This window comes from Planococcus sp. SSTMD024, assembly GCF_041320495.1.
Lineage (GTDB): Bacteria > Bacillota > Bacilli > Bacillales_A > Planococcaceae > Planococcus.
Map to the genome: position 1 here is coordinate 302,573 of NZ_JBGGNS010000021.1, position 22,700 is coordinate 325,272.

Consider the following 22,700-nt stretch of genomic DNA (forward strand, 5'->3'; position numbering starts at 1 on the left):
AATAGAATTAGTTCTTGCCGTATCTTCTGACGCGGAGGAGTGCCTGCTCGGCATGCCCTGCGAAATTCTCAAGCTGGCATAAGCGCGCCGCATATTCCCCAATATAGGCGCTCGCTTCCGGTGTCGTCACTTTCTGGTACGTAACGGTCTTGATGAACTTCCCGACCCACAGTCCGCCAGTGTAGCGGGCGGCGCCTTTTGTCGGCAAGGTATGGTTCGTGCCGATGACTTTGTCGCCGTATGCGACATTCGTTTCCGGCCCGAGGAACAAGCAGCCGTAATTGGTCATGTGCTCAAGGAAGTAGTCTGGATCTTCCGTCAGGATCTCGACGTGCTCAAATGCCAAACGGTCCGCTTCAATTCGTGCTTCTTCGATCGAATCGACAAGCAGGATCTGGCCGTAATCGTCCCATGAGACGCGCGCGACGTCTGCGGTCGGCAAGATTTCCAATTGGCGTTCGATTTCTTTGACGGTTTCATTCGCTAATTCTTCAGAAGTCGTGATCAATGCACCGGGTGAAGTCGGCCCGTGTTCGCCTTGCCCGAGGATATCCGTTGCGACCATTTCCGCATCTGCCGTGTGATCGGCGACGACCAATGTTTCGGTCGGCCCTGCGAACAAGTCGATGCCGACGCGTCCGTAAAGCTGGCGTTTCGCTTCAGCGACGAACGCATTGCCCGGCCCGACGATCATATCGACCGCTTCGATCGTTTCTGTACCGATCGCCATCGCACCCATTGCCTGGATGCCGCCGAGCAGGTAAATTTCATCCGCCCCGGCAAGGGACATCGCCGCGATTGTCGCATGCGGAATCTCGCCGTTGATCGGCGGCGTGCACGCGATGACGCGTTTAACGCCCGCCACTTTTGCCGTCAAGACGCTCATATGGGCGGAAGCGACCATCGGGTAGCGCCCTCCTGGGATATAGCAGCCGACGCTGTTGACCGGGATATTTTTATGCCCCAGGATCACGCCTGGGATTTGTTCCACTTCCACATCATTCAAGGAATCCAGCTGCGCTTCGGCAAATGCCTTGATGTTCTTTTGTGCGAACTTGATGTCTTCGATGACGCTGTCCGGCACTTTGGAAACGATTTCATTTATTTCCGCATCCGACAAGCGGAACGATTCTGGCGCCCATTTATCGAATTTCTCGGACAGTTCGCGAACCGCCGCATCGCCGCGTGTTTCCACATCTTTCAACGCATCCGCAACAATCTGCGAGACTTTCGAGTCGTTTGCGCTCACTTCTTCTTGTGATTTCCCTGCTTTCAATACTTTGGCCATTATGAAAACCTCCATCTATGATTTATTGCATACGTATTCAAAATGAAATGAAGCGCTTACTTGAATACGTATGCAAACATGTTGTTAAGAACAAGAATATTTTAATTATTGCAGAAAGTCAACCACTGTTTACGTGGTTTTCCTTTCCACAAGGCTGCCTTCCACTTCGACAACCCGCGCCTGGCCTGTGTATTCACCGATTTCCCCGAGCAAATAATTGACCGTTTCATCGACCATCTTTTCGATCGGCTGCTCCCACGTTGTCAGTTCATACGCCGGCCAAGAAGCCATGTCGATATTGTCGAACCCGATCACTTTCACTTGTTCCGGAATCTTGACGCCCTGCTTGCGAAACGCATCCATGACACCGAGTGCCATGATGTCGTTCGCCGCAAATACGGCAGACGGGATTTCGCCTTCTGACAGGATTTTCTGTGCGGTTTCGTAGCCTCCGGTATAGCTGAAATCCGAACTGTATTTTTTGTATGCGATGCCCCGATGCGCCAACACTTCCGCAAATCCCTGTTCGCGCTCGCGGCTCGTCGAGGTGTCTTCGTTTCCGGAAATATATACCATCGGCCCCGCGACGCTGTCCGCCAAGTATTCTGCGATTTTGCGGCTGGCGTTCAAGTTATTGCAGCACACCGAATGGAATTGGCTGCTCGTCAGTTTGCGGTTGAAAAAGACGAGCGGGATGTGGTTCGCCTGGAACGCTTCTGCGACGTTCATCGACATCGACGCATCGGTGATGATGACTCCCGCCACGTTGTAATTGAGCAAGGTGTCGATGTCATCACTTTGGATTTCGTCGTTATTCGTATGGACAAACAACACGCTGTAGCCGTGTTGTTTGAATGACGTGGTGAATTGCTTGAGGACTTGTGGGTAGAAGGGGTTCTGGACGCCTTTCATGACCAGCCCGATGATTTTCGAGCTGTTGGTGATCAGGCTTCTGGCGTATTCGTTCGGGCGGTAACCGAGCTCTTTGGCCGCGGCCAGCACTTTTTGCCGGGTTTTTTCTGTGACTTTCGCCCCGTCGAAAAACACTCTGGACACAGAAGACTGGGAGACCCCTGCGAGCTTTGCGACATCCTTGGCATTGACAGTCGATTTCATATACGTTCATCCTTTTCCGTTGATCTGCTTGGCTTTCAGATTACACCATCCCCATCGATTTTGCATCTGTTTGTTGGGAAATGAAGTGATGAGAAAAGCTTCTACTTTTCGACTACGTTGCAGGGAGCTGCTTGTGGCCCCCAGGATGCGGGTCATGCAGCTGATGCGACAGGACGCCGCGCTTTCAGCTGCCCGTGGATGAGGCGGGTGCCCGGCCAATGTGCCAAAGAGCGCGTCACGTCTGTCTCGCCAGCCCGCGCGGTCCCACAGGCGTCAGCCCCCTTCCACTCCGTCTCTAATTTTGGAGGGGAAGGGTATTTCTTCTGTCCACTCGATAGAAATTGTGGAAATGCGTCATGTTTTGTAGCTCACGTCGAATTTATTGTGAATGGAAGTTAATTAGTTCTGATCCATCAACCAAATTTCTGGTCCAAGCACCAACGTGCCGGGAAGCGATTCCCCCACTAGCCGGCAACTGTGTAAAGAAGCAGATCCAGCGAATCGCACTTCTCACAACGCAATCTTTCAGCCACCGAGCGCCCAGGGTGAGCCGATGCCGAGGATAAAAAGTTAATCCGAGCATCACATCAAGCACTTTGCTCCCACATCTGCTATGCAGATGCGTCGCAAATGAAATGACTCAACTTCCTTTCGCCATTTCATTGGCTTATGGCAAGAGGCCAACCCAAAGCACGGCGGCGAATAGTAAGACGAAACCACAATTGAATGTCGAAACAGTTCAACACACAAACTCTCAATACCTATTCGAAACTTGTCTCGGAAAGCGACTTCTCCACTATCCTCATCTACACACCCCCGAGAAAGCAGAGGCAGCGAATATGCAATCGATAAAATATCACATTATCTTAGTTCCACAAATAAATCGCTCCATTCTACAAACAAACTTCTTCATTCCACAAACAAACCTCTTCATTCCACAAACAACCCTCTCAATTCCACAAAAAAACCGCACCCGATTGGATGCAGCTTCGTTATTCTTGCTCGACACTTTTCCTGAACACGTCCCAGCTGCCGTCTTGCCGTTTGGCGAGGAGCACGTCGGGATCTTCGTTGCTTCTATAAATTTCAGCGCCTTCGGCAAGGAAATTGGAAGAAAAATCTGCGCTCGGCATGACTTCCGGTGCCGTCGATTGGGTGATGGCACCGAGCCTGGTGGACTCGCTGTATTCGCTGCCTTCCAGTTCGCCTTCCCACAAATATTCTTGTCCTCCTACCATGAGGATGCCGGCATAGGAACCGGATTCTTCGCCGTTCGTGAAAGTCTGTTCGCCGCAAGCCCCGAGAAACAGGAGTGCGGCGATCAAGGCGATGGCTTTCCACAACCGATTCATTGGCGTGCTCCCCCTTCCGTCTCCTCTATTCGACGTTTGATGAGCGCCGCCGTTTCACGCCTGGACCGTCTCAGCCGTATTTTTTCTGGTGTTCTTTTTTTCGGCGCAAATAATCTTCGTCTTCGCGGATCTCGTCCCAGCGTTTTTTGAAGATCGCGGCGGATTCAGCTTTTTCATCATCGATTTCGCGGTCTTTGATCGAGCCGTCTTCGTTGTATTTGCGGCCGCCTTTGTAATTCGTATAGCGCCGTGCGCGGGTATAGCCCATTTGGATGAATTTGCGGGCCATGTCCATGCCGACGAAATCATCCTTTTCGCGGTATTCTTCAAACAGCTCGGAAATCTTGTCGCACGATTCCTGGGCGATGTCCGGCGTCTTGAATCGCCAATGGGGAAGGATTTCGCTTTTATACGGTTCCACCATCAACACGCCCTGCTCGCCTTTGCCGACGCGGTACAGTTCGGGGTTTTTCCGCAAGTCCAAATTTTTATAGTCCAGATCGTAATCGAATGCCATGCTGCACCCTCCTTCTGCAGAACCTATACCCCTTCGCACCGCTTGAAAAACAGCACGAAAAAACCGCCTCGCGGGCGGCAGTTCATTACGCGTGTTCGCTGCTTTTTTTCGAGAAGGCCTGGACGTCCGTGATGATGTCTTTCAGGATATCGATCGATTTCAGCGGGTCGCCGATGAAATCCATGCCGTGGTTGACGTCTTTCAATACGTGCGAATCCAGCTGGCTGTTGGCTTGGAGCTCTTCCATCCGGCTTTTGTCGTAATAATGGTCTTTGTCGCCGATAAAGCTGAGCGCCGGATTCGGGCATTGCTTCATGGCCTGGAACACGTCTTCATGTTTGATGAGCGGCGTCAGCCAGACGGTTTTCGCGCCCTTGAATTTCTTGCGCTCGAGTTCGGTGGCAAGAGCGACGGTGCCGAGCGATTTCGCGACGAGGAAGAATTCTTCATAGAGACTCCCCTTCAGCACATGGTCGATCACTTGTTTGACGTCATTTTTCACCGCTTCGTCGATTTCCGCCATCGTGTACTCGTCGTAAAAGGGATTTGTGTAATCGTAGTTGATGCGCAGGATGTCGTATTCCTGTTCCGCGAGCAGCCGCTCCGTGTAATGAAATAACGGGCTTTTCGCTGTATAGCCGATGCCCGGCAGGAAAATCGCGAGTTTTCTCGTTTGGTCTTGGTTCAGGACGAGGCTGTAGTTGATCGCTTGGCCTTTATCCGTTTTGATGGTTCGGTTGATCGTTTTCATTGGTTCCACTCCTTTCCTATATTATAAAGTCTTTCCTGTTAATTGCATGTAAAATTTTCAAAGAATTCGAAAACTTCATGACGGCTCGTTTTTCTATTCTGTTATAATATCCATATCATGAACAATGGAGGCGGTTCTATGTGGAAAGGCATCCGCTGGACTGCGTTTTCGGTCCTGTTGGCCATCAGCATCCTGTTTGCCGTCAAAGGCGTACAAGTGTGGTTGATGCGCCATGCCACGGAACCGGTCGCGATCCAGTTTTATTTCTTTGAACTTGGCGAAGCGGTGGTGCCGGGCAATCTCGTGTCCTATGCCGTGGCATTTTTTGTGGCGGCGTTCATTACCGCGGTCGCGGCATTCGCGTTTATCGCGAGGCGGCTATTCGGATTTTAACTTGATCGGGAAAGAGGGATTTTGATGCATACAGAAAAAGACAAAATGCTCGCCGGGGCACTTTACCGGGCGGACGATCCATTGCTCGTGCGCGAACGCGTCAATGCCAAGCGGCTGTTGCGCTTGTTCAATAAATCGATGGAGACCGACAGCCAGGAGCGCAAGCGCTTCATGAGCCAATTGCTTGGCTCGAACGGCGACCATTTGTATATCGAGCCGAATTTCCGCTGCGATTACGGCTACAACATCCACGTTGGGCATAATTTCTTCGCCAATTTCGACTGCGTCTTCCTCGACGTCTGCGACATCCGCATCGGCGATAATTGCCTGGTGGGGCCTGGCGTCCATATCTATACGGCGACCCATCCTCTCGATATCGAACAGCGGCTTGCCGGCTACGAATATGGCAAAGGGGTGCGCATTGGCCACAACGTCTGGATCGGCGGGCGCGCCGTCATCAATCCAGGCGTCACGATCGGCGACAATGCCGTCATCGCCTCGGGTTCAGTCGTCATCAAAGATGTTCCCGCGAACACCGTCGTCGGCGGCAACCCAGCGGAAGTCATCAAACAGCTCTAAAAGTTTTAAGTTTACTTAATGAACAATGAAGATTATGGGCTGTATGCGAAACAGCCGGAAGCTGGAGGGACCGCTTATGCCGAAGACCAGATGGTTTTTATTTCTTTACAGCGTCGTGCTGATCCTGATCATCATGTACTTGGCCGCCCGGATGCCGTTTCTCCTCTACCCTTTTCGCGTCATTTTCTCGACGGTCGCACCGACCATCATCGTCGGCGGGATCCTCTACTACATCTTCCGCCCGCTTGTCCGCCTGCTGGAGAAACGGACCGGCCGCATCACGGCTATCCTGTCGATTTTCGCTATTTTCACGATCATCCTCTTCTTCCTCGGCAGCTGGCTCGGGCCATTGCTTGCAAACCAGATCATGACCTTGGTCAATAATTTCCCGACCATCGTAGAACGTGTCCAGAACTGGATCGATATGGCACTTGAAAGCGAGTGGTGGCAATACATCGAAGACCAGGACGTCATGCCGTCACTTCAGCCGTCCACCTTGATGGATGATTTCTTCAGTGCTTCGGCTGGATTCGGCACGGGTCTTATGGCGTTTCTCGGCAGTTTGGTGAGCTTCGTCTCCAAACTGGTCATCGTGCCGTTTGTGCTGTTTTTCCTTTTGAAAGACGGCGAGCGCTTGCCCGATAGTTTCCTGAAGATCTTGCCGCAGGATTCACGCGAGGAAGGACGAAAAATCCTGCAGGACATGGACGATAATTTGAGCGCGTATATCCAAGGCCAGGCCATCGTCAGCCTGTTCGTCGGTGTGCTCAGCTTAATCGCCTACATGGTGCTCGGCCTGCAATATGCCGTCATCTTGGCGCTCGTCTCCTTGTTCACCAATTTGATCCCGTTCCTTGGGCCATTCATAGGCGCTGTCCCGGTACTGGTCGTGGCGTTTTTCCAGGAACCGGTCCTCGCGTTCTGGACAGCGATTGCCATCATCATCATCCAGCAATTGGAGAGCAACCTCATCTCGCCGAATGTCATGGGCCATAAACTCGAGGTCCATCCCGTGACCATCATCTTCCTGCTCTATATCGGGGCAAGCTTTGCCGGAATCATCGGCATGATCTTGGTCATCCCGGTATACGCTGTCGGCAAGGCCGTCGTGCAGAATGTCTACCGGCTCGCCCGGCTGAAGTTCCCCGCGCTGCGCTGAATAATCCATTCTTTTGAAAAACCGCCTTCCACAGCGGTTTTTTTTGTTGCCTTCGATCGTTTTGAAATGCTTTTTGGTACGTTCTTTAAGATGCCATTGAGTTTTTTTTTTTTTTGAAAACCATGTTAACTCAAAATATAAAGAATCAAAAAGCTCCAGGAACTTTCCTTTGCAGTATTTGTACAGATGGGACTTTTCATGGCTGCTTCTTGCATTTTTTTGGGATCAAGATTATTAAGATCAAAAAAGTTAATTTATAGTATTAATATGTAATAAAATTCCTATTATTTTATACAAATGTAACAATTCGACTATCTTACTTTGTTTAATTAAAGTAAAATAATGGTACATAGAGATTACTATCGTTTTAAATGAACTTCTTCCATGACAGGCAGTGTGGATGGAAAGCTTATCTTTCTTTATCAAAGGAGCTTGGTTGTGATGACGTACTTTTCTCGAAAAATGGGACAGGACATAATGGGTTCGACAGCTCTTTTCGACTTGGTCCAAGACCCGGTCTTTTTGTTCGAAGACGATCGGGGTTCATTTCGGACTATATACGCCAATCCCCCGGCGCTGGCTTTGCTGCCTGGCCAAGAACTGATCGGCAGCCGGATTGAAGAATTGCTATTGCCGGAGCAAAGCCGCAAAGCTCTCCAATATCTCCATTCGGCGCAATCGAGCCAACACTCCTTAGCGTTTATCGATACGCTAAAGCTCCCGGCCGGGGAATACACGGGAGAAACGACCTTGCAGCCGCTAGTGACTGAAGACGGGCAATGCCATTATGTTTTAGCGACCGTCAAAGAGATGACGTCAAATTCCAGCGAACTCTTTCCCGCGAACATGGAACTCCATAAGCTTGATTCCTTGTTCAGCCATAACGCCGATGCACTGTTTGAAGTGGACATGCAACAAGTGATTGTCCGAGCTAACAAAGCGGCTAGTCGCGTGACGCAACAATCAGAAGCGCAACTGCTCGGGCATTCGTTCTTGTCGTTGGTGGATGGACGCTTTCGCGAACAAGCCCAATCCCATATCGATCAAGTGCTCAGTGGAAGGGCCGTTGAGTTTGAGATGGCCATCGAGAGCGGCGAAGAGCCCGTTGTTGTGCTGACGAACTTGACGCCTATCGTGATCGATCATAGCGTGACGGGCTTCTATGCCCTTGCCAAAATCATCGCCGAACAGAAACAAACGGAGCAGCGCCTGCAACATGATGTGCAGCGCTATAAGTCGCTGTTCGACAACCACCCTCACGGCTTGTTCACTTTCGACCAGACAGGAAAACTGGAAAGCATCACTGCCGCAACAGAAACCATTACCGGCTACACGCTCCAGGAATTGCAGGATGCAGCATTAGAACAACTCGTCCTCCCTGCTGATACCGAAAAAGTACGGCGCCATTTCTATAAAACGATCCATCACCAAAAATCCAAGCGCTTCGAATTGGTGTTCCGCCATAAAGATGGGCAGCTGATCGATCTCCAAGCCATCAATATTCCCATTATCGTGGACGGGAAGCTAACAGGCATACACAGCATCATCACGGATGTGACAGAAGCCAATTGCGCGCAGAAAACCTTGAACGAGACGATTGAAATGCTTGAAATCTTCTGGGAAAACTCGATTGACCCCATTTTTTCCATTGACGCCAAGGGAGATATTTTAAAAGTGAACCCCGCGTTCGAAAAGACGTTCGGCTTTACGGAAGAAGAAATGGTTACCGGAAAAGGGACGATCATTCCGCCCGATATGAGATTCGACCAAAACCAAATTGTGGAGAGGATCTTGAATGGAGAAACGGTCAATTCCCACGATACGCTGCGCATCACCAAATCAGGTGAGCCTTTGAACATCATCTCCTCTTATTCGCTGGTAAGGGATGCGAACAAGCAAATCATCGGCTCGAACATCATCTACAAAAACGTGACGGACCTGAAAAAGGCGGAGCGCGAACTGCAGAAAAGCCAAGAGAAATACAGGCTCATCACGGAAAGTACGTTCGACATCATTACCTTGATCGATCTGTCCGGCTCGATCGAATACGTCTCGCCCGCACACGAAAAGATCCTCGGCTATTCCGGAGACGTTCATATAGGCGGTTCGTATACGGAAAATGTTCATCCTGACGACGCCATCCGGTTGATCGACAGCGTCACCTCATTGATAAATGGCAAAGAACCTGTCACTGTCGAAGTCCGTTTTGTCCATCAGGACGGCCGTTATGTGTGGATGGAAGTTTCGCCTACTCCTGTTATCGCGGGTGACGAAGTCGTCCAATTGTTCACGATTGCCAGAGACATCACAGAGCGCCGGAAGCTGCAGAGCGAAATTGCGAGAATGGCTTTCTATGATCATTTATCGGGCATTCCGAACCGCCGGACGTTTGATGACAAATTAGAGCAAGCAATCCGGCAAGCCGATGCCTCCCAAAAGAAAGTGGGTGTGTTGATGCTCGACGGGCGCAAATTCAAAAAAATCAATGACCAGTTCGGCCACGACGCAGGGGATGCTGTCATCAAGGAAATGGCGCAGCGGCTCGCATCCTGCGTCCGCCCGGTCGATACCCCGGCCCGTCTAGGCGGCGACGAGCTGGGTGTCGTGTTCCCTGAACTCGATTCCATCGAGCTTGCTGAAGAGGCGGCAAAGCGGATTTTGGAAGCGTTTGAAACGCCACTCCTGTTCAATGGCTTTGAAATCCCCATTGGCATCGGAATCGGGCTCGCGATCTATCCCGATCACGCCGATACCGAGAAGCAATTGATCAAATGCGCCGACATGGCGCTGTATAAAGCGAAAGAATCCAATCGCAACGAATATCTGATTTATCGTTGATATACGCAGACCATGATGAAAAACCTGAAAGAGCACCGGCAAGTGGTGTCCTTTCAGGTTTTTATTTATATGCTTCTCACAGCAGCCATATCCCTCAAGAGCAATGTTCCGGTCTTGGGTTTTACGATAGTTCTACCCCGGTTCTTGCCCTTCTTTTATTTTCTTGTGAAATTTCAAATACATCATGACAAAAGCGATGCCAAAGACGAAAAACAGCCATGGCATCCCGAAACGCATCAAGGCAAAAGGCGTCTCGAAAAGAAAAACGAAGACAAAATCACTGCCCTCTTTATCCCATAAGCCGGGTGTGAAATAGGCTTGCTTCAAGCTGGTGTATTGAGCGGAATTGTTAAACAACAAGAATGTCATAAACACCATCGAAAAGCCTAAAGTGCCGTAATACGACAGCAAGCGCTTAAGATAAGCTTTCTCAGAAGAACGGTCTGAAAATAGTTCGTCCATCCCGTCGGCCGGCTTGAGCCAATAATGCAAGTAACTGCCGCCTAAATACTTCCAGCCATAATCTTCATACAACTCGATATAGCGCTCTTTCGCTTCTTTTGACTTGAAGCTTTGGTAATCGATGCGGATGACGTGATCTGATTCTGCTCTTTTTTCAAAATGATAATAGCCGAGAGAACTGACCCGTGTGCACAACCAGCCTTTTTCCGCCATGGCGTTCAACCAGTTCTCTTCTTTTTCGATATCCATGAACACCCTAAACTTCCTCATGATCCCCGCTCCCTTCGTAAAGTGAAAGAATATGCTGAAGCCTTTGTTGTTCCGCTTCTAAAATCTGCAAACCTTCCTCGGTAATCCGGTACACCTTTCTCCGCGGATCTTCCGATGGCAGCAACGCAATCCATCCTGCCTTCAACAAGTTTTCAATTGCCCCGTACAAGGTTCCGGCCGCAATTCTCACTTGCCCATCGCTCATTCGTTCCACCTTCTGCATAATGGCGTATCCATGCAAAGGCTCTCTCACTGCCAATAAGATATAATGCATCGTTTCGGTTAAGGGCAGCAGCTTGTGTCTTTTCATCCAGTCATCTCCTATACAGTTGAACTATATAGTCTTATTATATACAGCTAAACTGTATAGTTTAACTGTACATCAAGATATTCACTAAGCAATTTCGAGAAACTATAGACCTTTCAGTACCGGGCAACACCATTCATACTCGTTTAAGAAAGTGGAGCCCGGGTATGCTATGGAAGTATAAGTAAAAACGACTGCAACAAACAACCTGAGGAGGAATTTAGAATGGCAAACGAAAAAATACTAATTACCGGCGCTGGCACCGGATTCGGCAAAAACATTGCGTTCAGCTTGGCGGAACAGGGCAAATCCGTCATCGCGGGTGTTGAAATCATTTCACAGGTTTCTGCTTTGGAGCAGGAAGCGAAAGAACGCGGCGTATCGATGCAAATCGAGAAATTGGACGTCACGAACCCGAAAGACCGCGAAAAAGCGTGGGGCTGGGACATTGATGTCTTGGTGAACAATGCGGCAGTGTCTGAAGGCGGGTCGCTTGTCGACATCCCGGAAGAAAACCTGCGCCACCAATTCGAGGTCAATGTATTCGGCCCGATCCTCTTGACGAAAGGGTTTGCGCGCCAAATGGTCGAAAAACGCTCCGGCCGCATCGTCTTCGTCTCTTCTGTATCCGGACTCATGGCAGATCCGTTGATGGGGCCTTATTGCGGCACAAAACACGCGACGGAAGCCTTCGCGGATTCCTTGAGCAAAGAGCTGCAGGAATTCAATGTGGAAGTAGCGACCATCAACCCGGGGCCGTATTTGACCGGCTTCAACGACCGCGAGTTTGAAACGTGGAAAAACTGGCAGTCCGATTCGGAAAACACGGTCTTCGACTACGAGAAAGCCGCTTTCCCTTACGAACAATTCGATCCGAAAGAAGTCACCGAACCGTCGGTAAAAGTGATTCTCGGCGAAACGGATCAATACCGCAACGTCATCCCCGAAAAAATGATTCCGCAAGTGAAAGAACGCATGGAAGCCATGTGGAGCAAAACGACCACTGAAGGACTGGGCGAGCGCAACGAAACCGTCCAGAAATCGTACGAGATCGAACCAGGCACTCCAGCTGAATAAAATGAAAAAGCCCAGAGGCATGATCTCTGGGCTTTTTTCCTGGCTGAATGACTTCAAAGTGCCTTCGTCTTTGTTTTTGTAAGAGCGAACAAGAAGCAGGGATTCCTCCAAGCCTTTTCATCTCTATTCATCTTTACTTCACGGCAAACGGGTAGGTGGTGCTTTCTTCTAAAGTTTCGTTTATTAAACGGAGTTCCTCTACGCCAAAGTCAAGGGCTGCCAGTTGCAAGGCTTTTTCAAAGACGATCAGGTCGGGGTCTGTGACTATTTCTTCATCTGAAGTGAAGCGAACTGTGGCCGTATCGTTTTCAAGTGAAGCGTCAACCACGTCCAATCCCTCCACAATGGCTGATGAGTATGTGGCTCCTTCCTGATCGGCTGCCTTCATCGCATTTATCGTATCAGCGAAGGACAACGGCTCCCCGTTCTCATCCGCCACTTGCTCTTCGACTTCTACGCCTGCTAAGAAGTTCGTCTGTTCCAACTCTTTATCGTAGATGGTGTAGTAGCCGCGCGATATCCCTCTTTCTTCTTCAACAATCATGGGCTCGTCCACTAAACGCTGGGCTACGGTGACATTCTCTTCGCCCTCGGGGTTGGTAAACACAATTTCTTCAATGCCATATAGATCACTGATCCCAAACAATGAGCTATAGAAAAAGTTCGTTTGCGCAGAAGTTGTCGACAATGCACTTCCCTCTTCCGTAAATTTCACATCAAGCTTTTGGTTATCCACAGTCAGCTCAGCGAAAGAACCCAGAATCTCTTGTGTGGAAGGGTCATTTTCAATCAGGGACTGCGTTAAGATTTCTTCAAATGTGCCTTCCTCATTTTCATCGCGTTCAATGTTGAACGCTGTAAGATAGCCGGTTTCTGTGACATAGGCATGGGTCTCGATAGAATAGGATGGGCTCGCCTGAGTTTCTTCAAAATCATCTGAAGCATCGTCATCTGCCTGATCGACCGGTTCATCGGACGCTTCTTCATCCTCATTGTCCTGGCTATCTTCGTTATTTTCCTTTGCTTCTACCGTTTCTTCCTCATCCGGTGTAGTTTCACTTGGAGAATCTGTATCCTCTGTGCTCGGTGGTTGATCTTCAGTTTCTTGGCAGCTTGCGAGCAGAAGTGCGGCAAAAGTCATTCCAGCCATTTTGTTTAGATTCCTCACTCATAACGCCTCTTTGTTATTCACGTACCCCCTCTCCCAAGTCCTAAAAGCTTTTAAGTGTATATTTTTCCAGAAAATATATAAAAATGAATATATATGGATACATAACATTTAAAATCTAGTCTCACTAATCTTTTTCGAAAATCATGTGTGTTGTTCAAAGTCAGACAAGTGCTCAGTTTAAAGTATGCCTAAAAACCCCTTTCTTTGTCCTTCCACTTTTCATATGAAATAGCAGGAATTCCCAAATCGCCATCGAAATGATTATACACTCGATCATTTTAAAGGAGGGCTCATCATCTCAACCGAACGTTTATTCACTCCCATCAAACTGGCAATCGTTTCTCTGGCGCTATTGCTGATATGCGCTGGATTTTCGGGCTTCTTGATGTTCTCGCTTGATGACAGCCAAATCGCCCAAAACCGATTAACAGAGCTGTTCCAGAATGACCCGAAAGTACAGCGGGAAATGACGCGTACGGAAGCACAGCTGAATTCGGAAATATTCGCCGCCGATGTAGTGGAAGGCGCAAAACAATTGCTCTTTTATCCCTTCTATTTGCTCGTCGCATCCGCGTTATTGAGTGTTGGCGGTTTAATGACCATCAAGCTGAACCGCTTCGTGCCCGCTGTGCTGTTCTCGCTTGCAGGTGTGCTGTCCTTATTCACCTTGCTGCCTCCAGTCCTGTTGTTTTTCGCCTCGAACCGGCTTTTCACTACGGTTCCTGCAACCAAAGCATAATGGATGACAAAAGATTCCAGACTGCCACCACAAGAAAGTTATCAATCCGTGCGTTTGGGCTGTTCCGTGTTTCAAATGAGCAGGTGCTATGAAATTCCTTAATCAATGCGATTCAAAAAACTGCCCAGAGGCTTGGCCTCTGGGCAGTTTTGTGTCTGAATTTAAAGCTCAACATCGGTGCCAAGCTGGTCGTGCTGCGCTTTCCGGTAGACGCCTTTTGCGACGGCGAGGTCGAAATACGCCGCACCGACGCATTTGAAGAACGTGATCTCCTCTTCCGTCTCGCGTCCTGCATGTTGTCCCGATGAGAGTTCGGTCAGTTCTGCATGGAGCCGGTCGAACGACCAATGGCCGGAATTCGCGGCATGGATCAGCTCGCCTGCCTCTTCCCGGACACCGGCAAGATCGTCTGCGACAATTTTATCCGCCCGCGCAATGGTCGTTTCGTCCATCTCGCGCATATGCGGCAAATAGGAGCCGACGCCGTTGATATGTGTGCCTGGTTTCAAGTCATTGCCGTCAAATACCGGTTCGGTCGAGCGCGTCGCACAGGCGATGATGTCCGCTGCTTCGACGGCTTGTTTGGCGCTCGCTGCGATTTCGATTCCAGCCAGGACGCCGAACGCTTCCAATTGTTCTTTAAAGCGCACGGCTTTTTCTTCTGTGCGGTTAAACAATACAATCGTTTCGATGTCCCGCACTTCCAGCACGCCGAGCACTTGCTCGAACGCCATGGCGCCGGTCCCGATGACTGCGAGCACGCGGCTATTCGTACGTGCGAGATGATCGGTCGCGATGGCACTGAGCGCACCCGTGCGCAGCCGCGTCAAATACGAGGCCGTCATCATCGCGACGTGCTCGCCGTTTGTCGCATCGGACAATAAAATCACCCCTTGCGTCGTCGGCTTGCCTTGTTTCGGGTTGTCCGGGAAAATGGTCACCACTTTGACGCCCGCGAGTTCTTCATGTGTATCGGCACTCGGCATATACAAAGCGGACGCTTGCCGCTCCGGAAAATCGATGACGGTGCGGTGCGGATTGTCGATTTTTCCTTGCTGCTTGGCGTGAAGCAATGCGCTGACGTCTTGGATAGCGTCGTTCATTAGATAGCTGTGTTGGATTTGCTGTTCGTTGATGATTTTCATGAGGACCTCCTAAAAAAAAGAGCCGCTTACGCGCGGCTCTCTTTTGCTATGGTGGCGGCTGGATGCGCCGCTTGTTGTTGTTTCAAGTCTTTGACTGCCCAGATGGAGACGAGTGAAATCAAAGCGGTGAAAATGATGTAGATGGCCACCGGCACATACGAATTGTCGAAGCGCGCCAGAAGCGCCGTCGCAACTAGAGGTGCCGTACCGCCTGCAAGCGCTGCACCGATTTGGTAGCCGAGCGTGACGCCCGTATAGCGCACTTTGGCATCGAAGATTTCAGAGAACATCGTGCCAAGAACGGCGGTGATCGGTGCCCAAATGACGCCGAGGCCGATGATCGTTGCCAGCACAAGCATAAAGACGGAGCCTTGGTGGATCATCCAGAAATACGGGAACGCGAACAGAGCCATCGCTGATGCTCCCGCAATATACAATTTTTTGCGGCCGACTCGGTCAGATAGCGAGCCCATCACCGGAATCAGGATGGTCGTAATGACTGTTGCGACCATGACCGCGCCGAGTGTTGCCGTGCGGGAAAAACCGAGATTGGTCGTGGCGTAGGAAACGATGAACGTTCCGAAAATATAGAACGGTGCCGTTTCGACGACTTTTGCCCCGATGGCGATCAACACTTCACGCCAATGGTATTTCAAGGTTTCGACGATCGGCACTTTCGGGATCTCCCCGGATGCCTGGACCGCTTTGAATTCCGGCGTTTCGTCCACGCCTTTGCGGATCCACAAGCCGAACACGACGAGCAAGGCGCTCAAGATGAACGGCACGCGCCAGCCCCATGTCATGAAGGCGTCGTTTGGAAGCAAAGTCATGACCCACAAAGCGAGTGTCCCGAGAACGAGCCCGATGGTGACGCCCATTTGCGGGATGCTTCCGAACAAGCCGCGTTTTTCAGGCGGTGCGTATTCCGTCGCAAGCAACAGCGCGCCGCCCCATTCGCCGCCGATTCCAAGCCCCTGGACGAGGCGCAGTGTGATCAACAGGATCGGCGCCCAGATGCCGATTGCCTGGTAGGTCGGCAATAAGCCCATGCCGAACGTGGCGATGCCCATTAAGCTGAGCGTGATGACCAATGTTTTCTTGCGGCCGATGCGGTCGCCGATATGGCTGAAGATGATGCCGCCGAACGGGCGGATGAAGAATGCTAACGCAAATGAAGCATACGCCAGCATCAAGCCGACGGTCGGATCATCATTGACGAAAAATAATTGGTTAAAGACGAGTGCAGCCATCGTCCCGTACAGGAAATAATCGAACCATTCGATCGAGCTCCCCACAAGACTCGCCGTCAGGACACGGCGTGTTGTTTTCTTATCCAAACTGATTTCCCCCTTTGAATTTTACAAATTGAAGTGACACTTTAATTTCTCCCTGGGAATAGTTTAGATAACTATCAATTTTCTGTCAATAAGATATTGAAATTAATTGCGGCGGCATTTGCCCCTGTTCTCCAGCCTCCTGTATGATAAAAGGAGCATGTTGAAAAAGTGAGGAATCTGTTATGGCTGATCCATCCATCGGCACGACCTTGAAAAAGCTGCGCAAAGAACGCAAGCTGACATTGAAACAATTGGCGCAAGAGACCGGCGTCTCGATCAGTTTCCTATCCCAAGTGGAGCGCGGCAAATCGAGCGTTACACTGGAATCGCTGCGGAAAATCGCCGATGCGCTCCACGTCGACCCAAGCATCTTTTTTGCTGAACAAGAGGACAGTGACTGGACATCGCGCCTGGAGCGCTTTTATTACAAAGACTTGACGCATGGCGTAAAAGAAGCGAATTTCGTCCCCGTGCTCGTCACTTTGCACCCTGGCGACAGCGAAGGCAATCCCTTCGCCCATAGCGGCTATGAATTCCTGTTCGTCGTCGAAGGGGAATTGACCGTCGAAGTCGCGGGCGAACGCTCGACGCTCGCACCTGGCGACTCGACGATGTTCAATGCCAGCCAAAAGCATTATTGGTTCAATTTGACCGACAGGGAAGTGAAATTTTTGCTGGTCTCATCGAAAACAAGCTGAGCCAAATGCCTGGGAAATTTTCTGTTACAATCAGTGGTAAAAGAGCTCAATCGCCATGAAGGACAGATGGCCGGACGGGAGAATCGCTGCATGAAGCAATTATTCAAAAATACATCTACTATACGGTTTTCCATGTATGCCGTGTTGCTGATCAGTTTTATCGGCTCCCTCTTTTTCGTCAACCATAATCACGCATTCTACAGCCAGCCCATCGCCACCATCACCGAAGCGGTTGTCGAGGACACCGAGGAACTTTCCGATATGTATGGGAATGAAGACGTCTTGTCTTCGCAACAGCTGCTCGGTGTAATCCAGAACGGCGAGTACAAGGGGCGGGCAATCGAACTCGATAATGAATATTCCTTGTCCGGCGCCAACGACCATGAGTACCGGACCGGGCAAGACCTGTTCGTCTTTATCGACGGGGCGGGCGAAAATGATGCGGCGTTGTCCGGGACAATCGATAATGTGAAGCGGGATCATTATGTGCTGGCGATTACGTGGGTTTTCATTTTTGTGCTGCTTGTCATCGGAAGAAAGCAGGGCTTCTACTCGATTGTCAGCCTGGCGCTCAACGCTGCAATCTTGTCCTTCGCTTTGGACATCTACATCCGCACGGAAAATGCCGGCTTGCTGATGATTGCCGGTATCAGCGTCTTATTGTTCACAGTGACGTCTTTGCTGCTCGTCAACGGCTTCAACGAAAAAACTTATGCAGCGATCCTGTCCACGGTTGCCGGCGTTTTCGCCGCGCTGCTGCTCGCTTCCTTTGCGATTTGGACTTCGGGCGGAAACGGCTTGAACTATGAGGAAATGCAGTTCCTGTCACGGCCTTACGAAGTGGTGTTCATGGCCGGCCTGTTCATCGGCTCGCTCGGTGCGGTAATGGATGTCGGCATCACGATGTCTGCTTCAATTTTTACCTTGTATGAAAAAAACCCGGACATTTCCATCGAAGCGATGAAAACCTCCGGCATCGAAATCGGCAAAGACATCATGGGCACGATGGCGAATATTTTATTTTTCGTCTATATTAGCGGATCGATTCCGATGCTGCTGTTGTATTTATCGAATGGCGCCGCTTGGCCGTTTGCGTTCTCGATCACTTTGTCGCTGGAAATCGCCCGTGCGCTTGCAGGCGGTCTTGGCATTGTGCTGACCATCCCGATCGGCATCTACACGTCCATTTTCTTCATTAAGATAAAGAGGGCTGCCCAATGAATGTACTGATACTGTTAGCTTTCATGCTGTGCATGGCCATGGTGATGATCGGCGGGAAAAAAGGGGCGGTCTCATTTCTCAGCTTGTTCGCCAATTTCCTCGTGCTGCTGTTTACCGTCTATATGATGAACGACCCTGGCAACGACCCGATTCTCTGGGTGATCATCGCTTGCGTCCTCATCAGCTGCATCAATTTATTCTTCATCAACGGCATCAACACCACAACCATCGCCGCCTTCCTGTCGACGGTCGCCACGATGATTGTGCTGTTGGTGTTCATCCTGTTCATGACCGACCTGACGATGATCAATGGATTCGGCGAAGAGGAAATCGACGAGCTCAGCTTGCTCTCGCTTTACATCGGTATCAGTTTTGTCGAACTCGCGGCAGCGGTCATCATCATCAGCACGATCGGGGCGATCACCGACATTTCCATTTCGATCAGCTCGCCGATGCGCGAAGTCCACCTGCACAATCCCGGCCTCAGCCGAAGCGAACTGGTCCATGCCGGATTCGCCATCGGCCGAGACCTTCTCGGCACGAGCACCAACACCTTGTTTTTCGCCTTTTTCGGCAGTTACCTGGCGTTATTGATCTGGTTCAAGGACCTGTCCTATTCGCTCGGCGATATCATCAACTCGAAAATCTTCGCCGCCGAAATGATCACCATCCTGTGCGCCGGCATCGGGATTGCGCTCGTCATCCCGATTGCCTCCTGGATCACGGCCTATTTGCTGACGCGGAAAACATGAACTCCATCCACACCACTTTTAAAACTCCCTTGGCCATCATCCGATGCCCAAGGGAGTCTTGTGCTTGTTTAGCCGCTGTATCCCACACCTTTCATCTTCTTGCCCTTTCCTTTCTTATCGCAGCGTTTTCCGGCATGCATGCGGTTTTTCTGTTTGATCCTTTTGCCCTTGTCTTGGCTCGCAGCCATCAGAAACCCGAGACCGGTCATCATAAGCGGCAGCATGACGAGCAGCTCAATCGGGACAATCGGCCGGTAGACGGTTTTTTCCGCGGTCACGTCGTAGATGCCGACGGGTTTGACCGAGAACGAACCGCCTGCCCCTTCCCCGTGGCCGCCTTCGAATTCCTCGAAGCCCGGCGATTCTGCATCTTTGTCTTCACGCTCATAGCCGCCGCCAGCACCCGCTCCGACGCTGTACCGGATTCTTGCGACGGGAATGATGGTCCTGCCCTGCATTTCGATCGGGTCGCCATAGACGAGCGACACATCGCGCGCGGTCGAAAACTTTTCGAAAATCGGTCGTACTGGGGACGATTGGAACGGGATTACTTCTTTTTCATCCATGTTCTACACTCCTTTTTTGACGATGAATTCTCATGGCCAAGGCAGCAGCAATAACAAGCGGCGTTGATCCGCCCGGTGGATTGTTAGTATATACATTCGCCCCGTCCGGCACTAACCCTCTAATTATTTTGTGGATGAACTATATTTGAATGAACACAAAAAACGCCTGGAATGTTCTCCAGGCGTCTGTCTGCATTCAAATATGTGCGATTGCTTCAAAGGTGATGGCATGCTGAGCATTTTTCGGGTACTGCCCGTAGTCATAATTGGACGACACGATGATGTCCTCGAAACCTTGGCTGCCGAGCAGAAGCTTGAATTCCTCGACGCCGTACCAGCGCATCGGGAAACGTTCGAGTTCGGTCTGGATCAACTTGCCGTCTTGCCATTTCTCGTAGCGGTTATGCGAAACGGAACATTGCCTGATCCAATCGACTTCGACGGTCTTGCTCTCGAGGGTGATCACCGCGCCGGCTTTCGTCTGCCAGGTCCGTGTTCTCGGCCGGTCGATCTCGAAGCCTTGCGGAACGTACAGATCGACGAGCAAACGGCCGCCCGGCGCCAAGTGCTTGCGGAAATTCTTCAAGGCTTTGATCGCCTGTTCGCGCCCCGCCAGCAGCTGGAACGTCCCCGCCGGTAAAATGATGGCATCGTATTCGACCTCGATGCGGAAAGTTTCCATATCCGCTTCGAATAGTTTCGGATGCAAGCCGCGTTCTTTGCAATGGGCGCGGCAAATATCGAGCATTTCCGGCGAACTGTCGAAGCCGTCGATGTGCAGGCCATCTTCCAGGAGCGGCACGAGCAAGCGCCCGGTCCCTGTGGCGGGCTCTAAAATACGCCCTTCATTGCCGGCTAGCCGCTCCCTGTAGAACTCGACATCGCCAAACGATTTGCCGATCGGCTTATCGAGGTCATACACTTCTGCGGACAAGGAACTATAATAACTAAGCATGACATCCCCCTCTTTCGTTTAAGAAAGTATGAACAATCCGTAGAGCGCCAACACCAGGTTCGGCAAGGCGAACAGCACCAGGTTTTTCACTTTGGCGTTGCGCGCCTGCTGTGCCCGGCGGCGCTCTGAGCTCGTGTTGAATGAAGATTTCACTTGCTTGCCTGCCGTGATGGACGAAATGACCGCCCAGACAAGCGCGATGACAGCGACTGCGCCCGCGATCGGGAACAATAGCGACCAGTCATCCGCCAGGAAAGCGATAAGTGCGATAAGGCCTGACACGAGAAGGCCGAGTAGAAAGTGCTTCATAATAGTATTCCTCCTGTATTTCTAGTTTCCTTCTTATTTTACTAAATGAGGAAGGCTGTGGGAAACATTGCACAAAAAAAGATGTGTACACTTCATGTGGTTTTTTTGTGTTGTAGAGAAAGTCATAAGCCGTATTTTCCGAAGCTTATCGCACGACTCCGTGGGCTCGCACCCAAGCTTCCTCGCTCACTACGTTCACTGTGGGGTCTCGGTCGTCTCGCTAGTCCACTGGAGTCGAGCAAACGCTTCTCCAAATACTCAGATACAATATTGTTTTTTAAATACAGAAAAGGTGATTCCCTTTTTGATTCATAGCGGATCACAGTCTTCTTCAACACTCTGAAAAAGGAAGCATGAACTTCATTCGCCTTTTTCAGATGGCCATTCCGATTTCAGCATGCCGTAGACGACACTGTCGACGAAATGATCGTATAGCCATTCTCCTTGGCGGATTATGCCTTCTTCTGTAAAGCCGAGGCGGATCGGGATGTTGCGGCTTTTCTCGTTGCCGGCCGCTGCACGGATTTCGACTTTATTGAGCCCGCGTTCGGTTAGCGCATAATCCGTCAGTGCTCCCGCCACCCTGGTCATGATGCCGTTCCCCTGGTATTCGGTGTCGAGCCAATAGCCGATATAGGCGGTTTGCTTCGCTTCATTGATTTCGTTGAAGCCGGCGATTCCTGCCAGTTCGCCGCGGTAGACGATCGCGCAGTTCAAGCTTTTGCCGAGCGCGAAACTTTCAGCGCCCGACTGGATAAAACTTTTCGTATCCTCCACGGTTTTCGTGTGATCGAGCCATGGCAGCCATTCCCTCAAGGCCGCACGGGAATGGTCGGTCAATTCAAAAATCCGCTCTGCGTCTTGCGCCTCGACCAATTTCAACGCCAAGTCCTTATCAATCTTATGTACAAACATCCCGCTTCCCCCTTTTCTGAATTATCCATAAGCGTAGCATATCCTGCACCTGACGCGGATATGTTTTTTACGAATTAAATAGACGCAATTTTCAGTCTAATGGCGTAAACTAAAAGAAAAGAAAGCGAACGGAGTGAACGCTTATGTTCTGGCTCTTTTTTGTTCTCATCGCGTTGGTGGTCGTCCTCCTCATTCTGTGCCTCGTATTGTTTTTCATTCGCCATAAGCCGCATCAACTGCCAGCCCCCCACCACGAAGCGCAGTTATTGAAAGAACGTTTTTCACGCGGGGAGCTGTCGGAAGACGAATTTTGCAAGCGCATAAAGGAGCTTGAACAAAAATCAACACTGCGCAAAAACGGATAGCACCCGCCGCTATTTGTTTACTTTCCTGCCAGTCGGGAAATCCAAGGAATAAGCGAATGACCATAATTCTAATAGGAGGTTTTATGGAATGGTAGAACATGCAAAACACGCAGAACTTTCCCAGACGCTTCATGACTGCATGGTGGCGTGCAACCATTGTTTCGATGCTTGCCTGAAGGAAGACGATGTAAAAATGATGGCCGAGTGCATCCGGCTCGACCGCGAATGCGCCGATATGTGCAGCTATCTCGCACAAGCGATCGAACGCAACTCGCCGTTTGTGTCACAGCTCGCAAAAGTATGCGCGGAGATTTGTGAAGCATGCGGAAACGAATGCAAACAACATGACCATGACCATTGCCAAAAATGCGCGGAAGCGTGCATGAAATGCGCAGAAGCATGCAGACAAGTGGCATAA

Annotated in this window: 25 protein-coding genes; 11 read left to right on the forward strand and 14 right to left on the reverse strand. The window is 50.5% G+C overall.

The window, feature by feature from the left end:
* Positions 1-7: 7 nt before the first annotated feature.
* The 5 genes from hisD to AB9R92_RS08525 form a co-directional block, all read right to left on the reverse strand.
* The gene (hisD, locus tag AB9R92_RS08505; protein WP_370669031.1) at positions 8-1,288 is read right to left on the reverse strand and encodes a histidinol dehydrogenase; all 1,281 of its coding nucleotides are present in this window, start codon (positions 1,286-1,288) and stop codon (positions 8-10) included.
* Positions 1,289-1,417: 129 nt separating this feature from the next.
* Positions 1,418-2,404, reverse strand: a complete 987-nt coding sequence (locus tag AB9R92_RS08510; protein ID WP_370669032.1) for a LacI family DNA-binding transcriptional regulator — start codon at positions 2,402-2,404, stop codon at positions 1,418-1,420.
* A gap of 992 nt (positions 2,405-3,396) precedes the next feature.
* The gene (locus AB9R92_RS08515; protein ID WP_370669033.1) at positions 3,397-3,756 is read right to left on the reverse strand and encodes a hypothetical protein; all 360 of its coding nucleotides are present in this window, start codon (positions 3,754-3,756) and stop codon (positions 3,397-3,399) included.
* Between the two features lie 70 nt (positions 3,757-3,826).
* Positions 3,827-4,273: a DUF4385 domain-containing protein gene (locus AB9R92_RS08520; RefSeq protein WP_370669034.1), complete on the reverse strand. Its 447-nt coding sequence runs from the start codon at positions 4,271-4,273 to the stop codon at positions 3,827-3,829.
* A gap of 85 nt (positions 4,274-4,358) precedes the next feature.
* Positions 4,359-5,024 (reverse strand): alpha/beta family hydrolase, encoded by a 666-nt coding sequence (locus tag AB9R92_RS08525; protein ID WP_370669035.1) that lies wholly within the window; start codon positions 5,022-5,024, stop codon positions 4,359-4,361.
* A gap of 138 nt (positions 5,025-5,162) precedes the next feature.
* Between AB9R92_RS08525 and AB9R92_RS08530 the strand changes: the two genes are divergently transcribed.
* From AB9R92_RS08530 to AB9R92_RS08545, 4 genes are all read left to right on the forward strand, one after another.
* Entirely contained in the window at positions 5,163-5,417 is a 255-nt protein-coding gene (locus AB9R92_RS08530) for a hypothetical protein (RefSeq protein ID WP_370669036.1), read from the forward strand.
* Between the two features lie 24 nt (positions 5,418-5,441).
* Positions 5,442-5,996 carry a maltose acetyltransferase domain-containing protein gene (locus tag AB9R92_RS08535; RefSeq protein WP_370669037.1) on the forward strand — a complete coding sequence of 185 codons (555 nt, stop codon included), beginning with the start codon at positions 5,442-5,444 and terminating at the stop codon, positions 5,994-5,996.
* Between the two features lie 76 nt (positions 5,997-6,072).
* On the forward strand, positions 6,073-7,155 hold the full coding sequence (locus AB9R92_RS08540) for an AI-2E family transporter (protein WP_370669038.1): 1,083 nt from the start codon (positions 6,073-6,075) through the stop codon (positions 7,153-7,155).
* 441 nt (positions 7,156-7,596) lie between these two features.
* Positions 7,597-9,993 carry a sensor domain-containing protein gene (locus AB9R92_RS08545; protein ID WP_370669039.1) on the forward strand — a complete coding sequence of 799 codons (2,397 nt, stop codon included), beginning with the start codon at positions 7,597-7,599 and terminating at the stop codon, positions 9,991-9,993.
* A gap of 132 nt (positions 9,994-10,125) precedes the next feature.
* Here AB9R92_RS08545 and AB9R92_RS08550 read toward each other — a convergent pair whose 3' ends face one another.
* Positions 10,126-10,725, reverse strand: coding sequence for a DUF2812 domain-containing protein (locus AB9R92_RS08550; RefSeq protein ID WP_370669040.1), 600 nt, complete (start codon positions 10,723-10,725; stop codon positions 10,126-10,128).
* On the reverse strand, positions 10,712-11,035 hold the full coding sequence (locus AB9R92_RS08555; protein ID WP_370669041.1) for a PadR family transcriptional regulator: 324 nt from the start codon (positions 11,033-11,035) through the stop codon (positions 10,712-10,714). The genes AB9R92_RS08550 and AB9R92_RS08555 overlap by 14 nt, the downstream gene beginning before the upstream one ends.
* Before the next feature lie 222 nt (positions 11,036-11,257).
* On the opposite strand from AB9R92_RS08555, the gene AB9R92_RS08560 reads away from it, so the two are divergent.
* Complete coding sequence (locus AB9R92_RS08560) at positions 11,258-12,109, forward strand: SDR family oxidoreductase (RefSeq protein ID WP_370669042.1); 852 nt, start codon at positions 11,258-11,260, stop codon at positions 12,107-12,109.
* A gap of 133 nt (positions 12,110-12,242) precedes the next feature.
* Here AB9R92_RS08560 and AB9R92_RS08565 read toward each other — a convergent pair whose 3' ends face one another.
* The gene (locus AB9R92_RS08565) at positions 12,243-13,259 is read right to left on the reverse strand and encodes a hypothetical protein (protein ID WP_370669043.1); all 1,017 of its coding nucleotides are present in this window, start codon (positions 13,257-13,259) and stop codon (positions 12,243-12,245) included.
* Between the two features lie 403 nt (positions 13,260-13,662).
* On the opposite strand from AB9R92_RS08565, the gene AB9R92_RS08570 reads away from it, so the two are divergent.
* Entirely contained in the window at positions 13,663-14,019 is a 357-nt protein-coding gene (locus tag AB9R92_RS08570) for a hypothetical protein (RefSeq protein ID WP_370669044.1), read from the forward strand.
* 161 nt (positions 14,020-14,180) lie between these two features.
* Here the strand turns inward: AB9R92_RS08570 and AB9R92_RS08575 are convergent, their stop codons facing one another.
* Both AB9R92_RS08575 and AB9R92_RS08580 read right to left on the reverse strand, forming a co-directional pair.
* The gene (locus tag AB9R92_RS08575) at positions 14,181-15,164 is read right to left on the reverse strand and encodes an ornithine cyclodeaminase family protein (RefSeq protein ID WP_370669045.1); all 984 of its coding nucleotides are present in this window, start codon (positions 15,162-15,164) and stop codon (positions 14,181-14,183) included.
* A 26-nt stretch (positions 15,165-15,190) separates the two neighbouring features.
* Positions 15,191-16,501: an MFS transporter gene (locus AB9R92_RS08580; RefSeq protein ID WP_370669046.1), complete on the reverse strand. Its 1,311-nt coding sequence runs from the start codon at positions 16,499-16,501 to the stop codon at positions 15,191-15,193.
* Positions 16,502-16,683: 182 nt separating this feature from the next.
* Here AB9R92_RS08580 and AB9R92_RS08585 point away from each other — a divergent pair, with 182 nt between their 5' ends.
* The 3 genes from AB9R92_RS08585 to AB9R92_RS08595 all read left to right on the forward strand — a co-directional run bounded on the left by AB9R92_RS08585 (position 16,684) and on the right by AB9R92_RS08595 (position 19,172).
* Positions 16,684-17,199: a helix-turn-helix domain-containing protein gene (locus tag AB9R92_RS08585; protein ID WP_370669047.1), complete on the forward strand. Its 516-nt coding sequence runs from the start codon at positions 16,684-16,686 to the stop codon at positions 17,197-17,199.
* Positions 17,200-17,289: 90 nt separating this feature from the next.
* Positions 17,290-18,420, forward strand: a complete 1,131-nt coding sequence (locus tag AB9R92_RS08590) for a YibE/F family protein (protein WP_370669048.1) — start codon at positions 17,290-17,292, stop codon at positions 18,418-18,420.
* On the forward strand, positions 18,417-19,172 hold the full coding sequence (locus AB9R92_RS08595) for a YibE/F family protein (protein ID WP_370669049.1): 756 nt from the start codon (positions 18,417-18,419) through the stop codon (positions 19,170-19,172). Before AB9R92_RS08590 ends, AB9R92_RS08595 begins: the two co-directional genes overlap by 4 nt.
* A gap of 68 nt (positions 19,173-19,240) precedes the next feature.
* On the opposite strand, the gene AB9R92_RS08600 is transcribed toward AB9R92_RS08595, so the two are convergent.
* From AB9R92_RS08600 to AB9R92_RS08615, 4 genes are all read right to left on the reverse strand, one after another.
* On the reverse strand, positions 19,241-19,738 hold the full coding sequence (locus AB9R92_RS08600) for a GerW family sporulation protein (RefSeq protein ID WP_370669050.1): 498 nt from the start codon (positions 19,736-19,738) through the stop codon (positions 19,241-19,243).
* A 196-nt stretch (positions 19,739-19,934) separates the two neighbouring features.
* A complete protein-coding gene (locus AB9R92_RS08605; RefSeq protein WP_370669051.1) occupies positions 19,935-20,693 on the reverse strand; it encodes a class I SAM-dependent methyltransferase in 759 nt (252 codons plus the stop codon).
* Positions 20,694-20,711: 18 nt separating this feature from the next.
* Positions 20,712-21,002: a DUF5316 family protein gene (locus AB9R92_RS08610; protein WP_370669052.1), complete on the reverse strand. Its 291-nt coding sequence runs from the start codon at positions 21,000-21,002 to the stop codon at positions 20,712-20,714.
* Between the two features lie 360 nt (positions 21,003-21,362).
* Positions 21,363-21,917 carry a GNAT family N-acetyltransferase gene (locus tag AB9R92_RS08615; protein WP_370669053.1) on the reverse strand — a complete coding sequence of 185 codons (555 nt, stop codon included), beginning with the start codon at positions 21,915-21,917 and terminating at the stop codon, positions 21,363-21,365.
* Positions 21,918-22,060: 143 nt separating this feature from the next.
* Here AB9R92_RS08615 and AB9R92_RS08620 point away from each other — a divergent pair, with 143 nt between their 5' ends.
* On the forward strand, positions 22,061-22,282 hold the full coding sequence (locus tag AB9R92_RS08620) for an SHOCT domain-containing protein (RefSeq protein ID WP_370669054.1): 222 nt from the start codon (positions 22,061-22,063) through the stop codon (positions 22,280-22,282).
* A gap of 88 nt (positions 22,283-22,370) precedes the next feature.
* Positions 22,371-22,700 carry a four-helix bundle copper-binding protein gene (locus AB9R92_RS08625; protein ID WP_370669055.1) on the forward strand — a complete coding sequence of 110 codons (330 nt, stop codon included), beginning with the start codon at positions 22,371-22,373 and terminating at the stop codon, positions 22,698-22,700.

Coding starts and splice junctions, on each gene's coding strand:
- hisD (WP_370669031.1), bottom strand. CDS start 1,288: ATGGCCAAAGTATTGAAAGCAGGGAAATCACAAGAAGAAGTGAGCGCA.
- AB9R92_RS08510 (WP_370669032.1), bottom strand. CDS start 2,404: ATGAAATCGACTGTCAATGCCAAGGATGTCGCAAAGCTCGCAGGGGTC.
- AB9R92_RS08515 (WP_370669033.1), bottom strand. CDS start 3,756: ATGAATCGGTTGTGGAAAGCCATCGCCTTGATCGCCGCACTCCTGTTT.
- AB9R92_RS08520 (WP_370669034.1), bottom strand. CDS start 4,273: ATGGCATTCGATTACGATCTGGACTATAAAAATTTGGACTTGCGGAAA.
- AB9R92_RS08525 (WP_370669035.1), bottom strand. CDS start 5,024: ATGAAAACGATCAACCGAACCATCAAAACGGATAAAGGCCAAGCGATC.
- AB9R92_RS08530 (WP_370669036.1), top strand. CDS start 5,163: ATGTGGAAAGGCATCCGCTGGACTGCGTTTTCGGTCCTGTTGGCCATC.
- AB9R92_RS08535 (WP_370669037.1), top strand. CDS start 5,442: ATGCATACAGAAAAAGACAAAATGCTCGCCGGGGCACTTTACCGGGCG.
- AB9R92_RS08540 (WP_370669038.1), top strand. CDS start 6,073: ATGCCGAAGACCAGATGGTTTTTATTTCTTTACAGCGTCGTGCTGATC.
- AB9R92_RS08545 (WP_370669039.1), top strand. CDS start 7,597: ATGACGTACTTTTCTCGAAAAATGGGACAGGACATAATGGGTTCGACA.
- AB9R92_RS08550 (WP_370669040.1), bottom strand. CDS start 10,725: ATGAGGAAGTTTAGGGTGTTCATGGATATCGAAAAAGAAGAGAACTGG.
- AB9R92_RS08555 (WP_370669041.1), bottom strand. CDS start 11,035: ATGAAAAGACACAAGCTGCTGCCCTTAACCGAAACGATGCATTATATC.
- AB9R92_RS08560 (WP_370669042.1), top strand. CDS start 11,258: ATGGCAAACGAAAAAATACTAATTACCGGCGCTGGCACCGGATTCGGC.
- AB9R92_RS08565 (WP_370669043.1), bottom strand. CDS start 13,259: ATGGCTGGAATGACTTTTGCCGCACTTCTGCTCGCAAGCTGCCAAGAA.
- AB9R92_RS08575 (WP_370669045.1), bottom strand. CDS start 15,164: ATGAAAATCATCAACGAACAGCAAATCCAACACAGCTATCTAATGAAC.
- AB9R92_RS08585 (WP_370669047.1), top strand. CDS start 16,684: ATGGCTGATCCATCCATCGGCACGACCTTGAAAAAGCTGCGCAAAGAA.
- AB9R92_RS08590 (WP_370669048.1), top strand. CDS start 17,290: ATGAAGCAATTATTCAAAAATACATCTACTATACGGTTTTCCATGTAT.
- AB9R92_RS08595 (WP_370669049.1), top strand. CDS start 18,417: ATGAATGTACTGATACTGTTAGCTTTCATGCTGTGCATGGCCATGGTG.
- AB9R92_RS08600 (WP_370669050.1), bottom strand. CDS start 19,738: ATGGATGAAAAAGAAGTAATCCCGTTCCAATCGTCCCCAGTACGACCG.
- AB9R92_RS08605 (WP_370669051.1), bottom strand. CDS start 20,693: ATGCTTAGTTATTATAGTTCCTTGTCCGCAGAAGTGTATGACCTCGAT.
- AB9R92_RS08610 (WP_370669052.1), bottom strand. CDS start 21,002: ATGAAGCACTTTCTACTCGGCCTTCTCGTGTCAGGCCTTATCGCACTT.
- AB9R92_RS08615 (WP_370669053.1), bottom strand. CDS start 21,917: ATGTTTGTACATAAGATTGATAAGGACTTGGCGTTGAAATTGGTCGAG.
- AB9R92_RS08620 (WP_370669054.1), top strand. CDS start 22,061: ATGTTCTGGCTCTTTTTTGTTCTCATCGCGTTGGTGGTCGTCCTCCTC.
- AB9R92_RS08625 (WP_370669055.1), top strand. CDS start 22,371: ATGGTAGAACATGCAAAACACGCAGAACTTTCCCAGACGCTTCATGAC.